Genomic DNA, 20,246 nt, shown 5'->3' with positions numbered 1-20,246 from the left:
GTAGGAAGGGATGCTGGCACGATAGCCCAAGGCGGGCCGCAGAACGACCGCCCACATGGCAAATCAGTGTGTCATCGGCGTGCCTTGCGAGGCCGGGCATAATGAACGTCCCGTTACACTTTGTGAGATCCCAGCGTCCATGCGTCGTTCCGTCTCCCTGTTGGCCGCCTGCGCCACGACCCTGCTGCTCGGCGCCTGCGCCAGCACCGCCCCCGCGTCCGCCCCGGCCGGCCTGAAGGTCAGCGTCGCCCCCGTCGCCCATCCTGCCGGTGAAACCCCGCAGTGGTGGTACCGCAGCGGTGCCGCCCAAGCGGCCGCCAATGGTGCGATGGCCGGCAAGGCCAAAAACGTCATCCTGTTCCTGGGTGACGGCATGAGCCTGACCACCGTGGCTGCCTCGCGTATCTACGAAGGCCAGCAGAAGGGCGGCTCGGGCGAAGAGAACCTGTTGTCGTGGGAGCGCTTCCCGGCTACCGCGTTCAGCAAGACCTACAACACCGATTCGCAGACGCCGGATTCGGCCGGCACCATGACCGCCATCACCACCGGCGTGAAGACCCACATGGGTGCGATCGGTGTCAGTGCCGGCAGCCGCACCGACTGCGCCGACAGCCTGTCCAAGGGCCTGCTGACCTGGCTGCAGCTGGCCGACAGCGCCGGCCTGGCCACCGGCGTGGTGTCCACCGCACGCCTGACCCATGCCACCCCGGCCGCGACCTATGCGCACTCGCCCGAGCGCAACTGGGAAAACGACACCGACCTGACCGAAGCGGCCAAGGCCGCCGGCTGCAAGGACATCGCCCAGCAGCTGCTGTCGACCTCGCGTTACGGCCGTGGCCCGCTGGTCGCCCTTGGTGGCGGTCGTGGTGAGTTCACCACCGTGGAAGAGCGCGACCCCGAGTACGACGACAAGGTCGGCCAGCGCCTGGACGGCCGCAGCCTGGTGCAGGAATGGCAGCAGGCGCATCCGCAGGGCGCCTATGTGTGGAACAGCAAGCAGCTGCAGGCCGCCGCCAACGCACCGGCAATCCTCGGCCTGTTCGAGCCGGACCACATGCGCTACGAGTACGAACGCCCGCAGGACCCGGCCGGTGAGCCGAGCCTGGCCGAGCTGACCGCTGCAGCGATCAAGAACCTGTCGCGCCACCAGGAAGGCTACGTGCTGATGATCGAAGGCGCGCGCATCGACCACGCCAACCACAGCGGCAACGCCTACCGTGCACTGACCGAAACCGTGGCCCTGTCCGATGCCGTGCGCGTGGCCAACGAGCTGACCTCGGCCGACGACACCCTGATCATCGTCACCGCCGACCATTCGCACACCCTGAACTTCGTCGGCTACCCGGCCCGTGGCAACCCGATCCTGGGCAAGGTGAAGGACAAGGGCGGCGAAGACGGCGCCGGCAAGCTGGATTACGCGCTGGACGGCACCGGCCAGCCGTACACCACGCTGAGCTACGCCAACGGCCCGGGCCACACCGGCAGCAGCAACCAGCAGCCGGCCGGCCCGAAGCGTTACCCGCACAACCCGAGCAGCTTCGAACCGGCCACTGGCCGCCCGAACCTGCACGATGTCGATACCGAGCATCCGGATTACATGCAGGAAGCGCTGGTCCCGATGAAGTCCGAATCGCATGGTGGCGAAGACGTCGGCATCTGGGCACGCGGCCCGGGCAGCAAGGCGATCCGCGGCACCCTGGAACAGAACGCGATCTACCACATGATCGTGCAGGCCACCCCGGCCCTGCGCGATCGCCTGTGCAAGGCCGGCACCTGCGACGACAAGGGCGTACCGGTGGAACTGCCGGCACCGGCCACCTTCGAGCGCAAGGCTGACAGCAAGTGATGGCACGGCCGGCACGCCCTGCCCTGGCCAGCCTCCGCCGTGCGCGCTGGCTGGCCCTGCTGGGCGTGCTGGCCAGCACCTGGGCGTCGGCGCAGGGCCCGGCCTGCAAGGTCATGACCGAAGAACACGGGTTGTGGATGCTGCCCGGCTGCGAGGTCGTCGATCACAAGCCGCAGATCAGCGCGGACACCCTGCAGGATCTTCCCTACGACGGCGATGGCCTGGCGCTGGTACAGACCGCCGACGGCTTCCACTACGTCGACCGTCGCGGCCGCAGCCAGGCGGTGATCGCCTGGGACAACGGCGCAGATCCGCTGCAGGAAGGCCTGTTCCGCGGCCGCGTCGGCGACCGCGTGGGCTACTTCAACGCCGCCTTCGAGCAGGTGATTGCGGCCACGTTCGATTTTGCCTGGCCATTCCAGGACGGCGTGGCCGAGGTCTGCAACGGCTGCCGCCGAGGCACGCCCGATGGCGACGGGCATACGCCGATGGAAGGCGGCGAGTGGTTCCGTATCGATCGTTCCGGTCGCCGGCTGAAGTAAGGGGTTTATCGGCAGGGCTGCGCCCTGCACCTGCCGAAGCAACAGCAACGGCCGAAACAACAGCAACAGCGGCATTCCGTGGGATGGCGGTGCACTGTGGGTTTGCGGGGACGCCGTGAATCCGTCCATGGAGGCTTGGTCGCCGCATCCATGCGGCTCACACCCCGCAAACCCACAGTGCCCCGCCTTCGACAGTTGGCCGGTGGCCAGTAGATCCACGCCATGCGTGGATGAATCTCTTTCAGATATCGAATGAAATTCTGGGGTCAGATCCGTTTTCCTGCGGAAAACGGATCTGACCCCAGGAGTCGTTCCGACAGTTCGCGGAAAACTGTCGAAGGCGGGGTGTGTCCGGTGGCGGGGGCGTGAGCGCCATGGATGGCGCGACCGAGCCTACAGGGACGTATTTACGGCGTCCCCCGCCACCGGACCCACCCCGCCATCCCACAGGAAACCCGCTTCGGCTGTTGCTGTTGCCGTTGCTGCCGCCTCTGCAGGTGCCGGGTGCAACCCGGCCGACCCACAGGAAACCCGCTTCGGCTGTTGCTGTCGCCGTTGCTGCGGCCTCTGCGGGTGCCGGGTGCAACCCGGCCGACACCCACCCGATGCTACGCTGTGGCCACCGACAACCACGGAGGCGGGATGGGGGCGATCGTGTTGTTGCCGCTGGGCGTGGACGACGCGGTACTTGACCGCTGCCTGGCCGCGCTTGATGCCGGTACCGCAGCGGGTACATCGATCTGGCTGGGCGATGACGCGCAGGCCGGGCCACGTGCACAGGCAGTGGTCGAACACTGGCTGGCACATACCCCGCTGCAGGCCGAATACACCCGCCGCGCCAGACCCCTCGGCGAGGTTGCCCACCTGGACGAAATGCTGCGTGCCTGCGATGGCCTGGACGTCGCGGTGCTGGCCCCGGACAGCGTGCCTGCACCGGGATGGCTGCAGCAGTTGCAGGCCACGTTTGCGCGTGACGCCGCCATCGCTACCGCCACGCCGTGGTGCAACGTGGGCGAGACCGCTGCCTGGCCACGGCTGGGTGAACTCAACCCCGAACCGGACGACCCGGCGCTGCTGGCCCACGTCTGCGCCGCACTGCCGACCCTGCATCCCGAACTCCCCTCGGCAGTCACCCATGCGGTGCTGGTGCGCGCCAATGCGCGGCGGCGTGCCGGCGGCCTGGATGCAGAAAGCTACCTGGGCTGGAACGCGGCGCTGGTCGATCTGAGCCTGCGCATGGCCGGTCTCGGCTGGCGCAACGTGTTGTGCGAAAACGCCTTCGTCAGCCGTGCCAGTGAAGCGCCCAGCCGCGACGGCGATCTGGAGGCACTGGCCGCGCGCTGGCCGGGCTGGGTGCCGCGGCTGGCTGACTTCCTGATGCACGACCCGCTGCATACGTTGCGCCAGGACCTGCAGCACAACCTGCAGCAGGCGATAATGCCGCGCGGGCAGGGCGACCTGTTCGTCTCGCCATCACCGCTGGAGCCGCCTGTTTGAATGCCGCCATTGCCGCCATCGTCGTCACCTACCAGAGCGGCAGCACCATCGATGCCTGCCTGTCGCGACTGCGCCAGGCGCAGGACGTGGCCGAGATCCGGGTGATCGACAACGGCTCGCTGGATGACACCCTTGAGGTCATCCAGCGCCATGCCAGCCACGATCCGCGCGTACGCTTCATCGCCAATCCGGACAATCCCGGTTTCGCCGCGGCCAACAACCAGGGCGTTGCCGATTCACGCAGCCCGTGGCTGGCCTTCATCAATCCCGACCTGATGGTTGAAGTCGATACCCTCGCCGCACTGCGTGACCGTGCCAATGCGGTGGGCGACAGCCTGCTGGGCGTGGAGCAGGAGGACGAACACGGCCAGGCCGATGACGCGGTACGGCGTCGCGATCCTGACTTCCTTGCCATGCTGCGCTCGCCAGGGCGCGGCGCGCGGCTGGCCATTGCCCGCGACCCGGCGCAGCCGTTGCAGCAGGTGCCGGCATTGTCCGGTGCGCTGCTGCTGATGCCGCGCACCCTGTTCGATCGCATCGGCGGCTGGGATGCCGGCTACCGGCTGCATGCCGAAGACCTGGACCTGTGCCGTCGCGTGCGTGAGGCCGACGGCGTGGTCGCCATCGCCAACGACCTGAAGGTGACCCACGTGCGTGGGGTGTCCAGCCGTTCGCGCCCGTTCTTCGTGGAATGGCACAAGCATCGCGGGCTGTGGCGCTACTTCAGCAAATTCGAGGCGTCGCAGCGGTCGTTGCCGGTACGGCTGGCGGTGTGGGGGGCGATCTGGGCCCATGCCCTGGTGCAGGTGCCGAGACTGCTGCGCAGGTCTTTGTAGAGCCGAGCCCATGCTCGGTTGCATGGGTGGGGTCATCCACGCATGGCGTGGCTCTACTGGCGGCGCCCCCGGTTCACCCCTACAGGCGCATAATTCCAGCCATGCCTATCATCCAGTCCCTGCTCGACACCGACCTGTACAAGTTCACCATGATGCAGGCGGTGCTGCACCAGCACCCCGGCGCGCAGGTTCAATACCGTTTCAAATGCCGCACCCCCGGTATCGAACTGGCCCGCTACATCGACCAGATCGATGAGGAGATCGACCACCTGTGCAGCCTGCGCTTCAGCAATGAAGAGCTGGACTACATGCGTGGCCTGCGCTTCGTGAAGCCGGATTTCGCCGACTTCCTCGGCCTGTTCCACCTGGACCGCAAGTACATCCAGCTGCGCGCGTCGAAGACCGCGCCCGGCGAGATCGAACTGGACATCACCGGTCCGTGGCTGCACACCATCCTGTTCGAAGTGCCGTTGCTGGCGATCATCAACGAAGTCTGGTTCCGCAACACCACCACGGCCGATTTCGCCGAGGGCGAGCGCCGCCTGCAGGCCAAGGCCGCACTGCTGCGCGATACCCCCGGCTTCGAACAGTGCCGCATCGCCGACTACGGCAGCCGCCGCCGCTACTCGCGCGACTGGCATGCGCGCCTGCTGCCGCTGCTGCGCGATGCGCTGGGCCCGCAGCTGGTCGGCACCAGCAACGTGCACTTCGCGCGCCTGTACGGCATGACCCCGCACGGCACCATGGCCCACGAATACCTGCAGGCGTTCCAGGCGCTGGGCCCGCGCCTGCGCGATTCGCAGGTAGCGGCGCTGGAATCGTGGGCACGCGAGTACCGCGGCGACCTCGGCATCGCGCTGTCCGATGTGGTCGGGCTGGACGCGTTCCTGCGCGACTTCGACATGTATTTCTGCAAGCTGTTCGACGGCGTGCGCCATGATTCCGGCGACCCGTTCGACTGGGGCGACCGCATGCTGGCCCACTTCCAGCAGCGCCGCGTCGATCCGCGCAGCAAGGTGCTGGTGTTCAGCGATGGACTCGACATCACCAAGGTGATGCGCCTGTACGACTACTTCCGCGGCCGCTGCCAGGTGGCGTTCGGCGTGGGTACCCATCTGACCAACGATCTGGGGCCGACCCCGCTCAACATCGTCATCAAGATGGTCCGCTGCAATGGCCAGCCGGTGGCCAAGCTCAGCGACTCGCCGGGCAAGAGCATGTGCGATGACCCGGGCTACCTGTCCTACCTGCGGCAGGTGTTCGAGCTGCCGGACCCGGGCCAGGCCTGATCGAGTCCGGTCCGGGGCCGCGCTGTGGCCAGCGGGATGTGGCTGCCTGCGCGCGGTGCTTGCTGGCCCTCGCGCCTGGCTGCAATTGACCGTGTCTTGATGCCGCAAGCGGCAGGATCGACGTTATCATGCGGTTTCAACCACATGAATGTGACGTGCGTCATCAAATGAGTTCCCTTCGCTGCAGTATCCACCCTGCAAGTCTGCCAATGGATCCGCCGATGGCCGCTGGAAGGAACAACGCGTGACGGCGCCCCATCTTGCCATTGCCGGCATGCCGGCCGAGTTCGTCGAAATGCGCAGTGGCGGCGTGTACTGGGTCGTTGCCGCCGGCAGCGCGCCGGCCGATCTGCTGGGCGCCAGTGCGCTGACCGGTGCGGGCGATCTGGATGACGTAGTGCTGGCGACGCTGGGGCGCGGTGTCGAGCCGATGCTGTCCCTGCTGACTGCCGAACAAGGCCCTGCACGGGTGCGCATGTTCCAGTGTTCGCATCAGGGCATGCAGCAGGCCCTGCGTGGCCTTGCCGAGGATCTGCCCCGCGCTTCGGGTTCCACGACGCGCATGTGCGTCGTGCAGTTTCCGGTGGCTGCACTGGACGGGTGGGACGATGCGCGTTTGTCGCGCTGGTGCCAACGCCTGCAGCACTGGGCGCAGCAGGCCTCTCAGGTCCTGTTGCTGCTGTGCCATGGCGAGGTGGCCACGGTCGCGCCACGCCTGTTGCCCTTGAACCGGAGCTGCGCTGGCGTCGCCCAGTTGCATCCGCACCGTGGTGCACTGCAGCTGTTGCTGCATTACTGGACCAACAGCCACGGCGTCGTCGCACAACGTGCCTTCACTGTCGAACAGGTCGGCCAGCGTCTGCAGCGCGTGGTCGACCCCGAGGTCGAAGCGCCGTCAGTGGCGGGCGAGGGCGGCAGTGACCGCGACCTGTTCCTGGCCCAGACCGATGTGCTGGAAGGTGCCCCGCCGTTGTCGTCGGCCTGGCGCCTGTACGAAGGGTGGGCTGGCCTGATGCCGGCCGCACTGCAGGCACGCGAGGCCACGGTAGTGGTGGCCATCAGTGAAAACGCACAGGTCGATGCGCTGGCTCGATTGCTGCATCGCCTGCGCCGTGAGCGCGGCGATGCCCTGAAGCTGGTGGTGCGCGAACTGCAGCCCTGCCTGCGCTACGCCGATGAGCGGCTGTTGCTGCAGTGCGGTGGCAGCCTGGTGGTGCCTGCACGCACCCCTTTGCCGCGCCTGCTGACCCTGCTCGACACCGTGCAGCGGCAGCGTTGGCAGGGCCAGTTGGCGGACGATCCGGAACCGTTGATCCGTGCGCACCGACCACCGTCGATCAGTGGCCAGGTCAGTGCATCACGCTTCCGCCAGATCGCCAGTGAACGCATCGACCAAGACGGCAGCGCCGTGGAAAGTGCGGTGCTGGCATTGCAGCCGGTGGCTGGCCTGCGCGCCGAGCAGACGCTGCAGCAGCTGCGCATCCGCCGCCAGGGCGACCTGGCCTGCGTATACCGCGGACAGGTGCGCCTGTTCCTGTTCGGTTGCCGCCGCGATGCCATCGAACAGGCGCTGGGCAACCTGTTCCGCCTGCCCTGGCGCGAGCTGTTCGACGGTTACCAGCGGCTTGCCGAATACGATATCGCGGCGATGAACGCCAGCGGCAGCGATCCAGAGACCGAACTGCTGCCGCAGCCTGCGGAACCAGTGGCGAGCTCGGTAACCGCAGTTGTCGCAGCGCCATTTGCCACACCAACGCCGCTGCGGCTGGGAGACGACGCATGACCACCGACCAGCAGCTGTGGACGTTGATCGTCGCCTGCGCGGTACTGATGATCCCGTTCGGCGCGATGCTGGGCGTGCTGTGGCGCGGCCTGCGCCGACGCGTCGGTGGGTGGTTGCCGCCTCGCCACCTGCGCCGGGCCGGCGTGCGCCAGCGTGCACCGCGGAGGCCGGCATGAGTCCGCAGGCATTGCCCGCATCACCGTTCGCCTGGGCCGACCTGCGTGGCTGGAACCTGTACTTCCTGTCCAAGGTGGTGCTGGCCTGGATGGGCGCGCTGGATCTGAAGATCCTGCCCAACCTGCTGTTCCTCGGCGCACTGCTGGTGCCGTTGCGTTGGCGCTGGGCGCGCATCGCGCGCACGGTGGTGGCTGTCCCCGTGGGCGTGGCGCTGTACTACCAGGACACCTGGTGGCCGCCGTTCCAGCGATTGCTGGCGCAGCCGGGCGTGCTCGATTTCTCTGCCGACTACTGGCTGGAACTGGCGCAGCGCTTCATCAACTGGCAGATGGTGGCGGTGCTGGCCCTGCTGCTGGTGGCCTATTACCTGCTGAAACCGTGGCTGCGCATCACTACCCTCAGCGTGCTGGGCATGCTCGGCATGGCGGTGGTCGCGCTGCCGCTGCCGGCCGGGCTGGTCGCGGGATCGGGCCAGGCGGTGGCGGCCACCGGCAATGCGGGTGGCGGCCGTGCGCAGCTGGCGCCGGCCAGCAACGACAACCTCAACGCCTGGCTGGCCAGTTTCTACCAGCAGCAGTCGAGCCTGAAGACGGCGTTCCCGGCGCCGGCCAGCGGCGCGCCGTTCGACGTCATCATCCTCAACATCTGTTCGCTGGCCTGGAGTGACCTGGACGAAGTGGGGCTGCGGCAGAACAACCTGCTCGACCGCATGGACGTGGTGTTCGACGACTTCAATTCGGCAACCGCCTACAGCGGACCCGCGGCGATCCGCCTGCTGCGCGCCAGCTGCGGGCAGACCTCGCATACCGCGTTGTTCGATCCGGTGCCGGCCGAATGCCAGCTGTTCTCCAACCTGCAGCGCCTCGGCTTCCAGAGCGAGCTGGCCATGAATCACGACGGCCACTTCGACGATTTCATCGGTGAGCTGTCCAAGTACGGCGGCCTGCAGGCCAAGCCGATGGACATCAATCCGCTGCCGCGCGCGCTGGTGGCGTTCGACAAATCACCGTTGCGTCGCGATGGCGACGTGCTGAACAGCTGGTTCAAGCAACGCCAGGCCGAGTCCACCCAGCAGGTGGCGCTTTTCTACAACACCATCTCGCTGCACGACGGCAACCGCATCGTCGGCGCCGATGGCCGTGCCAACGCTGCCGACTACAAGGCGCGTGCGCAGATGGTACTGGGCGACATGGCCGGTTTCGTCGATGCGGTGGAGAAGAGCGGACGACGGGCGATGATCGTGGTGGTGCCCGAACACGGCGCTGCCCTGCATGGCGATCGCATGCAGATCCCGGGCATGCGCGAAATTCCCAGCCCGTCGATCACCCATGTGCCGGTGGGGGTGAAGCTGGTGGGCATGGGCGCGCCTGCCGCCGGTGGCCCGCGGCATGTCCCCGAGCCGAGCAGCTACCTGGCCATCTCCGAGCTGGTGGCACGGGTGTACGCGCTCAACGCACAGTCGCCGCCGGCCGACCGCGACTGGAACAGCCTGCTCAAGGGGCTGCCACAGACGCCGTCGGTGTCCGAGAACGAGGGTGCCAAGGTCATCGACTACGACGGCAAGCCATGGCTGCAGCTGCAGGGCAGCCAGACCTGGAGCCCTTACCCCGAGGACAAACGCTGATGGCCGCCGACATCCTCGCGGTGCCCACCACGCTGTCGGTCGAGGAAGACGACATCGACCTGCTGCGGCGCAGCCTGAACATGCCGGAGATGCCCTATGTGGACTTCTCGGCGCAGAACGAGCGCGCGCAGGCGTTGGCACGCTGGCCGTTGCTGGCCGAACTGGAGCAGCAGCCATGAGTACGGTGCTGTCCCTGCAGGGCGTGCATGGTGGCACCGGCGTGACCACTGTGCTGGCGGCGCTGGGCCAGGCCCTGCATGTGCAGGGCCAGCGCGTGCTGCTGGTCGAATGCAGCCCGGACCAGATGCTGGGCCTGCACCTGGGCCTGCCAGCCAAGGAGGCAGGCGGCTGGGCACGCGCCCAGCTTGATGGGGGCGACTGGCGCGCGTCGGCCTTCGCCTGCGCGCCCGGCCTGGCCGTGCTTCCCTACGGTCGCGTCGATCTCGGCGAGGCACTGCGGGTCGAGCAGTGGCTGCAGGCTGCCCCGGCAACCTGGGCCGAGCGCATGCCGCTGCTGTCCTCGCAGTTCGACTGGCTGCTGTTCGACCTGCCACAGCGGCTGCCGGCGCACGTGGCTGCGATCAACCAGCACGCCGCCTGCACTCTGCCGTTGCGCCTGGCCTGTGTCGATCCGACCAGCCATGTGGTGCTGCAACGGCAGAATGCCGACGCACGCCGTGTTCTGGCCAATCGCTACGATCCCGCCGTACCGGTACAGCGCGACCTGATGCAGTTGTGGCTGCACTCGCATGCTGCGCGCCTGCTGCCGCAACCGCTGCACGAGGATGCGCGGGTGCCGGCGGCGTTGGCCAGCAAGCAGCCGCTGGGCCGTCATGCGGCCGATTCGCTGGCCGCGGCGGATATCGATGGTCTCGCGTTGTGGTGCCTGGCCGAGGCTGCCCGGCGGCAGGCGGAGGGTGCGCACGGATGAGCGCGCGGGTCTACTACCTGCATTGGAGCCGCCTGCGTGATCGGGTCCATGCGCCGTGGGCGACCTGCCTGGTGCTGTGGCTGCTGCAGGCCATCGGCTGGGCGTTCCTGCGCCTGGAAGCTCCGGCGTGGCAGGCACTGGCACCGCGCCTGCGCGGTGCGTTCCCGCAGTTGCAGGGCGACCGTCGCTGGCGCCCGGGAGACCCGCTGCGGTTGCTGATCCAGGCCGTGTGGCTGTCGATCGTGCGCCTGGTGCCGCGTCCATCGCAGCGCAGGCAACGACTGGCCCGCGCGCGCCGGCAACGCATCGCCGAACTGCGCGGTGCTGCCGGGCGTGGTCACCTGCGCTACGTGCGTGCGATGCGCGATGCGCCCAACGAGGTCTGGAACAGCCGCATCATGGCCTGGGCCAGCCAGCGCCTGCAGGCGTTGTCGCCGCGCACGCGCAATCTGCTGACCTTCCTGATCGGTCTGGCCACGCTGGGCCTGGCCGTGTTGTGCATCACCCAACCGTTCACCTACTTCGCGCAGTTCGTGTTCGTACTACTGCTGTGGGTCATCGCCCTGCTGGTGCGGCGCATGCAGGGGCGCTACGCCACCCTGGTACTGGTGGTGCTGTCGATGACGGTGTCCTGCCGCTACCTGTGGTGGCGCTACACGGCCACGTTGAACTGGAACAGCACCTTCGACCTGATCTGCGGACTGGTGCTGCTGGCCGCGGAAACCTACTCGTGGCTGGTGCTGATGCTGGGCTATGTGCAGGTGGCGTGGCCGCTGCGTCGTCGCCCGGCGCCGCTGCCGGCCGATGTCCAGCAGTGGCCGACGGTGGATGTGCTCATTCCCACCTACAACGAAGACCTGGCCCTGGTACGGCACACCGTGTACGCGGCGATGGGCCTGGACTGGCCGGCCGACAAGCTGCGCATCCACATTCTTGACGACGGCAGGCGCGAGGAGTTCCGCGCCTTCGCCGAGCGCGCCGGGGTGAACTACATCACCCGCACCGACAATCGCCACGCCAAGGCGGGCAACCTCAACCATGCCCTGACCCTGATCGATGGCGAACTGGTGGCCATCTTCGACAGCGATCATCTGCCGGTGCGTTCGTTCCTGCAGGTCTCCTGTGGCTGGTTCCTGCGCGACCCGAAGCTGGCACTGGTACAGACGCCGCATCACTTCTTCTCGGCCGATCCGTTCGAGCGCAACCTGCAGGTGTTCCGCAGCGACCCCAACGAGGGCGAACTGTTCTACGGGCTGGTGCAGGATGGCAATGACCTGTGGAACGCGGCGTTCTTCTGCGGCTCCTGCGCGGTGCTGCGTCGCGAGGCGATCGATGCCATTGGCGGCTTTGCCACCGAGACCGTCACCGAGGACGCGCACACGGCGCTGCGCCTGCACCGCAACGGCTGGAACTCGGCGTACCTGCGCATCCCGCAGGCGGCCGGCCTGGCCACCGACAGCCTCGGCGCGCACGTCAACCAGCGCATCCGCTGGGCACGCGGCATGGTGCAGATCTTCCGCATCGACAACCCGCTGATCGGCAAGGGCCTGAGCCTGTTCCAGCGCTTCTGCTACGCGAACGCGATGCTGCACTTCCTCGCCGGCATTCCACGCCTGGTGTTCCTCACCGCGCCGCTGGCGTTCCTGCTGCTGCACGTCTACATCATCTACGCGCCGGCCTTGGCGATCCTGCTGTTCGTGGTGCCGCACATGGCCCACGCCAGCCTCACCAACGCGCGCATCCAGGGCAAGTACCGCCGCCCCTTCTGGGGTGAGGTGTATGAGACGGTGCTGGCCTGGTACATCGCACGGCCGACCACCATTGCGCTGTTCAGCCCGGGGCGTGGCAAGTTCAACGTCACCGACAAGGGCGGCACGCAGGCTGGTGATCGCTTCGATTGGCGCGTGGCACGGCCTTACCTGGTGCTGGCGCTGTTGAACGTGCTGGGCCTGTGCTTCGCGGTCTGGCGTTTCATGCATGGCCCAGCCGACGAACGTGGCACGGTGGTCGTCAGCTCGCTGTGGGTGCTGTACAACCTGCTGATCATCGGTGGGGCACTGGCCGTGGCCGCCGAAGTGCAGCAGGTACGCCGCACCCATCGCGTCACCACGCGTCTGCCGATGGCCCTGCAGGTTCCCGATGGTCGCCGCCTGCGTGGTGTCATGCAGGACTACTCCAACGACGGCGTCGGCATCGAGCTGGGCGACGACCCGCAACTGCTTGAGGGCCAACCGGTGCAGGTACTGTTGGGCCGGGGCCGTCGCGAGTTCGCGTTCCCCGCGCGCGTGCAACGCAGCGTCGGCCACCGCCTCGGCCTGCTGCTGACCTTCGAGAACGAACGCCAGCGCGTGGAATTTGCCCAGTGCACCTTCGCCCGCGCAGATGCGTGGCTCGACTGGCACGCCGGCTACCAGCCCAAGAGCCTGCCACGCAGCCTGTGGAGCGTGCTGGTGCTTGGCTGGCGCGGTTACCGGCGGATGGGCGATTTCGCACCGTTCGACCTCGACCGCCCCGCGCACTGGAACCGTCGCCTGCTGCGCTGGCTGGCCAGTTTCGCCCCGCAACGTCCGCTTCCATCCCACCCGGCTGACCCAGCCGCTGATCCAGGGCTTCGTCCATGAGCATTCCGTCCTCTCTGCGCTGGCTGCTGTTGCCTCTGCTGGCCTTGCCTGTGGCCTCGGGCAACAGTGCGCCGGCCCCCGTGCCGGCATCCGCCACCAGCCCCACGCCGGCCGCCCCGCAAGCACAGGTCGCGGTGCCGACGCCGGTTGCGGCTGCAGCAGTTCCTGCGCAGCGCAGTGAAGCCGCACTGCCGCAGACCTGGGCAGGCAGTGCGTGGCCCTGGCAGCGCGAAAGCACGTTCGCCCAGTTGGGCCGTCGCCAGGACACGCTCCTGTCGGGCGTGCGCAACGCGACCACCTTCGAATTCCAGGTACGCCGCGATCGCCTGGCCCGCGAAGCCGAGCTGGACCTGAGCTTCACGCCGTCGCCGTCGCTGCTGCCGACCCTGTCGCATCTGCGGGTCTATCTCAACGACGCGTTGATGGGGGTAGTGCCGATCAGCAACGACCAGCTTGGCCGCCCGGTGCAGGCCAAGCTACCGTTGGATGCGCGCCTGATCGCCGACTTCAACCAGGTGCGGCTGGAGTTTGTCGGCCATTACACCGACATCTGCGAAGAACCCACCCACAGCTCGCTGTGGGTGAACCTGTCCAGCAACAGCACGCTGCGCCTGGGCGGACAACCGCTGGCGATGCAGGACGACCTGGCCAACTTCCCGCTGCCCTTCTTCGATCCGCGCGACACCGCGCGGCTGGAGCTGCCGGTGGTGTTCGGTGCCGCACCGACGCTGGCCCAGCAACGCGCCGGTGCAGTGATGGCCTCCTATTTCGGCAGCCTGGCCGGTTGGTGGCGGCAGGCACGCTTCCCGGTCAGCTTCGGCCAACTGCCGGCGCAGGGTCATGCCGTGGTGTTGGCGGTCAATGGCAAGTTCCCGCCGGTGATCGCCAACCATGCACCGGTGAAGGGCCCGGTGGTTGAACTGATGGCGCTGCCGGAGGACCCGCAGCGCAAACTGCTGCTGGTGCTGGGCCGCAACGACGACGACCTGCAGAAGGCGGTGGCGGCGATGGCGGCGGGCAACGCGCTGTTCCGTGGCAGCCAGGTCAGCATCGATGAGGTCAAGCCGTTGGCCCCACGCAAGCCGTACGACGCACCGAACTGGGTGCGTACCGATCGTGCCGTGCGCTTGGCCGAACTGCTCGACTATCCCCAGCAGCTGCATGCGAACGGGGTGTCTCCGCAGCCGATCACGGTCAACCTCAACCTGCCACCGGATCTTTTCATCTGGCGCAACCAGGGCATTCCGCTGAACCTGCGTTACCGCTACACGCCGCCGTTCGGCAGCGATGAATCGCGACTGGGCGTCGCAATCAACGAACAGTTCATTTCCAGCTTCCCGCTGGTGCGTCGCAACGGCAAGCAGGGCCTGGAGGAAATCCGCCTGCCGGTGCTGGCCGGTGACGCCGGTGCCGACGACGGCCGCCTGCTGATTCCCTCGCTCAAGCTGGGTGATCGCAACCAGCTGCGCTTTGATTTCAACTTCGCCAGCGTGATGGGCAGCGCCCAGCGCGACCACTGCCAGACCGTGCTGCCGCCGAACCTGCAGGCGGCGATCGAAGAAGATTCGACCATCGACTTCTCCGGTTTCCACCACTACATGGGCCTGCCGGACCTGTCCGCATTCGCGCTTAGTGGATTCCCCTTCAGCCGCATGGCCGATCTGTCCGAGACAGTGGTGCTGGTGCCGGCAACGGCAAGCGAATCGCAGGTCAGCCTGCTGTTGAATCTGGTGGGGGGCCTGGGCGTGCAGACCGGATACCCGGCCTATGGCCTGCGCCTGTCCGATGACTGGAAGCAGGCCAGCGCGATGGATGCCGACCTGCTGATGCTGGGTGCAATGCCGGCCGAACTGCGCGGCAGCGATCAGTTGTCGCTGCTGATCGATGACCAGCGCACGCGCCTGCTCAATGGCCAGTCACCGTCGCCCCAGCTGGCGATGGAGCAGGCCCGTCGCGGCAGCCGCGCCGGTGATCCGGCGGTCACCCAGGTGGCGGTCACCGCCGAAGCGCCCTTCGCGGCGATCATCGGCCTGCAGTCGCCGCATCATGCGCAGCGCAGCATCGTCTCGCTGGCAGCCAGCAATGCCGCCGACTACGGCCTGCTCGACGACGCACTCAGCGATACCGGCAAGCGCCAGGCGATTGCCGGCTCGGTGGCGATCCTGCGCAGTTCGGGCATCCACAGCCAGTTCGTCGGCGACCATTACTACGTGGGCGCGCTGCCGTGGTGGCTGCTGCTCTGGTACCACCTGGCTGATCACCCCGCGCTGCTGGCGGTACTGGCCACGGTGGTGGTGCTGATGGTGGCCTTCCTGTTCTGGCGGGTGCTGCGCTGGGTGGCGGCCAAGCGGCTGGATCCGGGGCACTGATTGATGGTGCGCACGCCGTCTTCGCTGGTCGCCGCCTCCGGCCTGGCCCTGATCGGGCTGGCCGGCCCGTGCGCGGCGCAGGCGCTGCCGGATACGCCCGGCGGCACGGTTGCCGAGCAGCGGCAATGGCTGCTGCAGCAGGTGCGCATCGGTGAGGCCAGCGGCCGCCAGGGGTTGATCGAAGATGCCCTGGCGCGGTTGCGCATGCTGGCGCCGGACGATCGCAGCACCCTGCTGGCGATCCTGGAAGTGCAGCTGTCGCAGCAGAAAATGGAGGACGCCGATGCGACCCTGCAACGGCTGCGGCAGCTCGGCGTTGGCACCCGCGAACTGGCCGCCGGCGAGCGCCTGTGGCGTGCCTACCGGGGCGACCTGCAGCAGGAACTGCAGCAGGCGCGCCTGTTCGCCGCCGGTGGCCGCAGCGAAGAAGCGCTGGCGATCTACCGCCGCCTGTTCAACGACGATCCACCGGGGCTGCAACTGGGCCTGGAGTACTGGCGCCTGCGGGGCACGCAGGCCAGCGGCCGCGATGCAGCGATCCGCGCACTGACGGCGCTGGATCGCACCTATCCCGGCAACACCACCCTGTTGCAGACCCTGTCGCAACTGTTGTTCGCGGCCGGTCGTGACAGCGATGCGCTGGCCGCGCTGCAGCGCATGGGACGCAATCCGGAAGCGCGCGCGCTGGCCGCGGACGCCGAGTGGGGCTACCTGCAGGACCAGCCCGCCGACGAGCGCAACGTGCGCCGCCTGCAGGAATTCATCACCCGCAATCCCACCTTCAGCGATATCGCGCTGGTGCGCGAGCGCTATGCCGAACAGCACAAACGGGTGAGCGACCCGGCCTGGCGCGCCGGCCTGCGTGCCCAGCAACAGCTTGATGCCGGTCGCAATGCCGATGCCGAACGCGCGTACCTGCAGGCGCTGCGCGGCTATCCGCGCGAAGCGGAATTCCTCGGTGGGCTGGGCCTGGCATTGATGCGACAAGGGCGCCGCGAGCAGGCCATCGCGTACTTCCAGCGTGCCGTGCAGGCCACGCCCGCCGGTGATACCAGCGACAGATGGCGCGACCTGATCACCAGCACCCGCTATTGGCTGCTGCTGGACCAGGCCGACACCGCACTGGCCGAGGGCAGGCTTGATGAGGCCGAGGCGTTCTATTCGCAGGCTCGCCGGCAACAGCCACGCGAGGTCAACGCCCTCCTCGGCCTGGTCGATGTAGCGGTGGCGCGTGGCGACGATGCGTCCGCCGAGCGACAGCTGCAGGCCGCGCGGCGGATCGCCCCACGCGATGCCAATGTGATCCGCAAGCTTGTGCAGCTGTATGGCCGCACCGATCCACAGCGCCTGGAAGCCTTCATCAACGCCTTGCCTGCAGCGCAGCGCAAGCTGTACGCCGAAGACCTGCGCCAGCTGCAGATCAATCGCCTGCGCGAGCGTCGCGAGCAGGCGCTCGCCACCGGCGATGCCAATGCCGCCATCGCGCTGGGGCGAGAGCTGCGCGGCGAGATGCCCGGCGATGCCTGGCTGGCGTATGCGCTGGGCAATGAACTGCGGGCAGCCGGCCAGCAGATTGAAGCGGATGCCGTGATTGCCGATATGGCTGCGCGCAATGCCGGCATGGAAGCGCGTTACGCGCAGGCGCTGTACCTGTCAGGCTCCGACCGCCTGCCGCAGGCGCTGGCCGTGCTCGATGGCGTGCCGCGTGCGCAGTGGGACGATGACATGCGCGCATTGTCAGCACGCCTGCAGCGACAGCAGCTGATCGATCATCTGTGGGAGCTGCGCGCACAGGGCCGGGAAGCAGAAGCCATCGCCCTGCTGCAGCAACAGCCCCCCAGCGCGGACAACCAGCTGATCCTGGCCGAATGGGCGCGCCTGCGTGGCGACCACGTACAGGCACTGCACTACTACCAGCAGGTGCTGGCGGTGCAGCCAGACAACCTCGATGCGCAGTTGGGCCAGGTGCAGGCCTGGATCGGCACCGGCGATCTGGCCAGCGCCCGCCGGCAGATGCACGACGCGCCGCCCGTGGTGGCCGATGATGCGATCGGCCAGCAACGCCAGTTGGCGAACATCTGGACCGACCTGCATGAAGACGCCAAGGCGCTGCAGATCCTGCGCGCGCTGCTTGCCCGCCAGAGCGGAGCGGACGCGCAGTCCTGGCGCGATGCGGCGCGGCTTGTGCGCCGCGAGGATCCGCAGCAGGCGCTGGACATGTACGCACGGGCGATGGCCGACAACGGCCTGATCGCGCCCTCGCAGGCGCAGCCGCGCGACAACCGCGCGTTGACCCTGGCCAGCCGCGAAACCGCCAGTGACGACTGGTTGCGGCGCAGCCTGCGCAGCGACGTGGACACCCTGTACCAGCAGGAGAACCCGACGCTGACGGTGATGCAGGATTCCGGCCGCCGCAGCGACGGCACACCCGGCATCTCGCAACTAACGCGCGACACCCGCATCGCCCATCTTGACGCACCGTTCGCTGGCGGCCTGGGTTGGGCGCGTATCGAACAGGTGCATTTCGACGCAGGCAGTTTCCAGGCCGATGCCGATGGCGCCTACAGCGATGATTTCGGCAGCTGCGACCTGGGCCTGCTGCAGGCCGACGGTACGCGCCTGCAGGCCCCGGGCTGCACCCGCGACGTACACCAGCGGCGCAATTCGGGAGCCGGCTTTGCCGTGGGCTGGCGCACCCTGGATGATCGCTGGAATTTCGATATCGGCCATTCCCCGTCCAACTACGTGGTGGGCAACTGGCTGGGCGGCGTCACCCTCAATGGTGACCTCGGCCGGCTGGGCTGGGGAGCGACCGTATCGCGGCGGCCGATGACCAATTCACTGCTGTCGCAGGCCGGCGCGATCGATCCACGCAGCGGCATTGCCTGGGGCGGTGTCACCGCCAATGGCGTGACCTTCAGCCTCGGCTATGACGAAGGCGGGCGCAACGGCGTGTGGTCGAACTGGAGCTGGCACCAGCTGACCGGGCACAACGTGGTGGACAACACCCGTGCGCGGGCGATGGTTGGCTGGTACCACAAGCTGATCCAACGCCCGGACATGCGCCTGGATGTGGGCACCAGCGCGATGTACTGGCGCTACCAGAAGGACCTCGGCGGCTATTCGCTGGGGCAGGGCGGCTACTACAGTCCGCAGCGCTACGCTTCGTTGAGCCTGCCGGTGGGCTTCGCCTGGCGCAACGATGACTGGTCGGTGCGCGTGGATGGTTCGGTCAGCGTTTCCAATGCACGCACCCGCTCGATCAGCCGCTTCCCCGACGAGGCCCTGATCCAGCGCGTGATCGCACAGCTGGAATCGCAGTACGGTCCACTGCGGCTGGACCCGGATGGCCTGTACACCACCGACGGCAGCAGCACCGGTACCGGCTATCGCCTGTATGCCGCAGTGGAGCGGCGCCTGGGGGATCACGTCGTGCTGGGTGCGGCCGGCACCCTGCAGCGCAGCCGCGATTTCTCGCCGAACACGTTCCAGCTCTACCTGCGCTATTCCTTCAAACCGTGGCAGGGCAATCTGCCGTTGCCCGTCTCTCCGCTGGTGCCGTATGGCGAATTCCGCTGACCCGCAACGCCGCCGCCTGCTGCAGGCCGCCGTCCTGCTGCCGTTGCTGGGCAGCGTCGGCGGCCGTGCGCTCGCCGCAACCCGCTGGCCGGCCTGGCAGGTTCTGCAGGACAGCAGCCTGAGCCGCGATGGGCGCATGATCGACCGCAGCCAGGACGATCAGCGCAGCACATCGGAAGGTCAGTCCTACGCACTGTTCTTTGCGCTGGTCGACAACGATCCTGCGCTGTTCGACCGCCTCCTGGCCTGGACGCAGGACAATCTCGCCGGTGGCGACATGTCCGTGCGCCTGCCCGGCTGGTTGTGGGGCCGCAAGGACAAAGACGGCTGGGGCCTGCTGGACGAAAATTCCGCATCCGATTCGGATCTGTGGCTGGCCTACGCACTGCTGGAAGCCGCGCGCCTGTGGCGACGCCCCGCGTTGCAGGCCATCGCCGAAGGCATGCTGGCACAGGTGCGTGCACGCGAGATCGTGCAGTTGCCCACGCTGGGGCCGATGCTGCTGCCGGGGCCGCAGGGATTCATCGAGGACGGCGCCACACGGGTCAATCCCAGTTACCTGCCGTTGCCGCTGTTGAGGCGCTTTGCAGCGGTTGACCGCGGTGGTCCCTGGCAGGCCCTGGCCGACAACACGGTCACCGTGCTGCAGCAGACCAGTCCGCACGGCTTCGCGCCGGACTGGGCCGCCTGGAAGGACGGCACCTTCGTCGTTGATCCGGTGAAGGGCGCTGTAGGCGGCTACGACGCCATCCGCTGCTACACGTGGGCTGGCATGACCGCGCCGCGTGACCCCTTGTTCCGTCGCCAGCTGGCTGCCCTGTCAGGCCCACTGCAGCGCCTGCGCAATGGCGCACCGATGTGGGAGAAAGTCGACACGCGTACCGGCAAAGGGCAGGGCGAGGGCAATTATGGGTTCCGTGCCGCACTGCTGCCCTACCTGCTGGCACAGGGCGAAAAAGCCCGCGCGGCGGCACTGCTGCAGAGCCTGCCCAGTGCCGAACAGCAGCGTGCCGATGCGCCCGCGTACTACTCGCAGATGCTCACCCTGTTCGGTCGCGGCTGGGCGGAAGGCCGCTGGCGTTTCGCCGCCGATGGACGCCTGCAACCGCGCTGGCGGTGACCATGGGGTCAGATCCCTTTCCACGGGAAAGG

Annotated in this window: 14 protein-coding genes; all 14 read left to right on the top strand. The window is 67.8% G+C overall.

What is annotated here, in order from left to right; all coding sequences use genetic code 11:
• Positions 1 to 139: 139 nt before the first annotated feature.
• The 14 genes from ACFX4F_RS12950 to bcsZ all read left to right on the top strand — a co-directional run bounded on the left by ACFX4F_RS12950 (position 140) and on the right by bcsZ (position 20,214).
• Positions 140 to 1,846, top strand: coding sequence for an alkaline phosphatase (locus ACFX4F_RS12950; protein WP_099818998.1), 1,707 nt, complete (start codon positions 140 to 142; stop codon positions 1,844 to 1,846).
• Positions 1,843 to 2,388 (top strand): WG repeat-containing protein, encoded by a 546-nt coding sequence (locus ACFX4F_RS12945; protein ID WP_380655871.1) that lies wholly within the window; start codon positions 1,843 to 1,845, stop codon positions 2,386 to 2,388. The genes ACFX4F_RS12950 and ACFX4F_RS12945 overlap by 4 nt, the downstream gene beginning before the upstream one ends.
• A gap of 642 nt (positions 2,389 to 3,030) precedes the next feature.
• On the top strand, positions 3,031 to 3,885 hold the full coding sequence (locus ACFX4F_RS12940) for a glycosyltransferase family 2 protein (RefSeq protein WP_380655868.1): 855 nt from the start codon (positions 3,031 to 3,033) through the stop codon (positions 3,883 to 3,885).
• The gene (locus tag ACFX4F_RS12935) at positions 3,882 to 4,721 is read left to right on the top strand and encodes a glycosyltransferase family 2 protein (protein ID WP_380655865.1); all 840 of its coding nucleotides are present in this window, start codon (positions 3,882 to 3,884) and stop codon (positions 4,719 to 4,721) included. The genes ACFX4F_RS12940 and ACFX4F_RS12935 overlap by 4 nt, the downstream gene beginning before the upstream one ends.
• 101 nt (positions 4,722 to 4,822) lie before the next feature.
• Complete coding sequence (gene pncB / locus ACFX4F_RS12930; protein WP_380655862.1) at positions 4,823 to 6,010, top strand: nicotinate phosphoribosyltransferase; 1,188 nt, start codon at positions 4,823 to 4,825, stop codon at positions 6,008 to 6,010.
• A 244-nt stretch (positions 6,011 to 6,254) separates the two neighbouring features.
• Positions 6,255 to 7,793, top strand: coding sequence for a BcsE family c-di-GMP-binding protein (locus ACFX4F_RS12925; protein ID WP_380655859.1), 1,539 nt, complete (start codon positions 6,255 to 6,257; stop codon positions 7,791 to 7,793).
• Positions 7,790 to 7,969, top strand: a complete 180-nt coding sequence (bcsF, locus tag ACFX4F_RS12920) for a cellulose biosynthesis protein BcsF (protein ID WP_025876682.1) — start codon at positions 7,790 to 7,792, stop codon at positions 7,967 to 7,969. The genes ACFX4F_RS12925 and bcsF overlap by 4 nt, the downstream gene beginning before the upstream one ends.
• Complete coding sequence (bcsG, locus tag ACFX4F_RS12915; protein ID WP_380655856.1) at positions 7,966 to 9,594, top strand: cellulose biosynthesis protein BcsG; 1,629 nt, start codon at positions 7,966 to 7,968, stop codon at positions 9,592 to 9,594. The genes bcsF and bcsG overlap by 4 nt, the downstream gene beginning before the upstream one ends.
• Positions 9,594 to 9,773 (top strand): cellulose biosynthesis protein BcsR, encoded by a 180-nt coding sequence (gene bcsR, locus ACFX4F_RS12910; RefSeq protein ID WP_165787272.1) that lies wholly within the window; start codon positions 9,594 to 9,596, stop codon positions 9,771 to 9,773. The genes bcsG and bcsR overlap by 1 nt, the downstream gene beginning before the upstream one ends.
• On the top strand, positions 9,770 to 10,525 hold the full coding sequence (gene bcsQ / locus ACFX4F_RS12905; protein WP_099820338.1) for a cellulose biosynthesis protein BcsQ: 756 nt from the start codon (positions 9,770 to 9,772) through the stop codon (positions 10,523 to 10,525). The genes bcsR and bcsQ overlap by 4 nt, the downstream gene beginning before the upstream one ends.
• Positions 10,522 to 13,146: a UDP-forming cellulose synthase catalytic subunit gene (bcsA, locus tag ACFX4F_RS12900; RefSeq protein WP_099820337.1), complete on the top strand. Its 2,625-nt coding sequence runs from the start codon at positions 10,522 to 10,524 to the stop codon at positions 13,144 to 13,146. Before bcsQ ends, bcsA begins: the two co-directional genes overlap by 4 nt.
• The gene (gene bcsB, locus ACFX4F_RS12895; protein WP_099820336.1) at positions 13,143 to 15,515 is read left to right on the top strand and encodes a cellulose biosynthesis cyclic di-GMP-binding regulatory protein BcsB; all 2,373 of its coding nucleotides are present in this window, start codon (positions 13,143 to 13,145) and stop codon (positions 15,513 to 15,515) included. Before bcsA ends, bcsB begins: the two co-directional genes overlap by 4 nt.
• A 3-nt stretch (positions 15,516 to 15,518) precedes the next feature.
• Positions 15,519 to 19,094 (top strand): cellulose synthase complex outer membrane protein BcsC, encoded by a 3,576-nt coding sequence (gene bcsC, locus ACFX4F_RS12890; protein ID WP_380655850.1) that lies wholly within the window; start codon positions 15,519 to 15,521, stop codon positions 19,092 to 19,094.
• The gene (gene bcsZ, locus ACFX4F_RS12885) at positions 19,078 to 20,214 is read left to right on the top strand and encodes a cellulose synthase complex periplasmic endoglucanase BcsZ (RefSeq protein WP_099820334.1); all 1,137 of its coding nucleotides are present in this window, start codon (positions 19,078 to 19,080) and stop codon (positions 20,212 to 20,214) included. Before bcsC ends, bcsZ begins: the two co-directional genes overlap by 17 nt.
• Positions 20,215 to 20,246: the final 32 nt, after the last annotated feature.

The organism is Stenotrophomonas sp. YIM B13575, from assembly GCF_042787595.1.
Taxonomy (GTDB): domain Bacteria; phylum Pseudomonadota; class Gammaproteobacteria; order Xanthomonadales; family Xanthomonadaceae; genus Stenotrophomonas; species Stenotrophomonas lactitubi_B.
The sequence above is the reverse complement of the archived record's forward strand: the minus strand, read 5'-3'. Positions and strand labels throughout refer to the sequence as shown.

Coding starts and splice junctions, on each gene's coding strand:
- bcsA (WP_099820337.1), top strand. CDS start 10,522: ATGAGCGCGCGGGTCTACTACCTGCATTGGAGCCGCCTGCGTGATCGG.
- ACFX4F_RS12950 (WP_099818998.1), top strand. CDS start 140: ATGCGTCGTTCCGTCTCCCTGTTGGCCGCCTGCGCCACGACCCTGCTG.
- bcsQ (WP_099820338.1), top strand. CDS start 9,770: ATGAGTACGGTGCTGTCCCTGCAGGGCGTGCATGGTGGCACCGGCGTG.
- bcsB (WP_099820336.1), top strand. CDS start 13,143: ATGAGCATTCCGTCCTCTCTGCGCTGGCTGCTGTTGCCTCTGCTGGCC.
- bcsR (WP_165787272.1), top strand. CDS start 9,594: ATGGCCGCCGACATCCTCGCGGTGCCCACCACGCTGTCGGTCGAGGAA.
- bcsG (WP_380655856.1), top strand. CDS start 7,966: ATGAGTCCGCAGGCATTGCCCGCATCACCGTTCGCCTGGGCCGACCTG.
- bcsF (WP_025876682.1), top strand. CDS start 7,790: ATGACCACCGACCAGCAGCTGTGGACGTTGATCGTCGCCTGCGCGGTA.
- bcsZ (WP_099820334.1), top strand. CDS start 19,078: ATGGCGAATTCCGCTGACCCGCAACGCCGCCGCCTGCTGCAGGCCGCC.
- pncB (WP_380655862.1), top strand. CDS start 4,823: ATGCCTATCATCCAGTCCCTGCTCGACACCGACCTGTACAAGTTCACC.
- bcsC (WP_380655850.1), top strand. CDS start 15,519: ATGGTGCGCACGCCGTCTTCGCTGGTCGCCGCCTCCGGCCTGGCCCTG.
- ACFX4F_RS12940 (WP_380655868.1), top strand. CDS start 3,031: ATGGGGGCGATCGTGTTGTTGCCGCTGGGCGTGGACGACGCGGTACTT.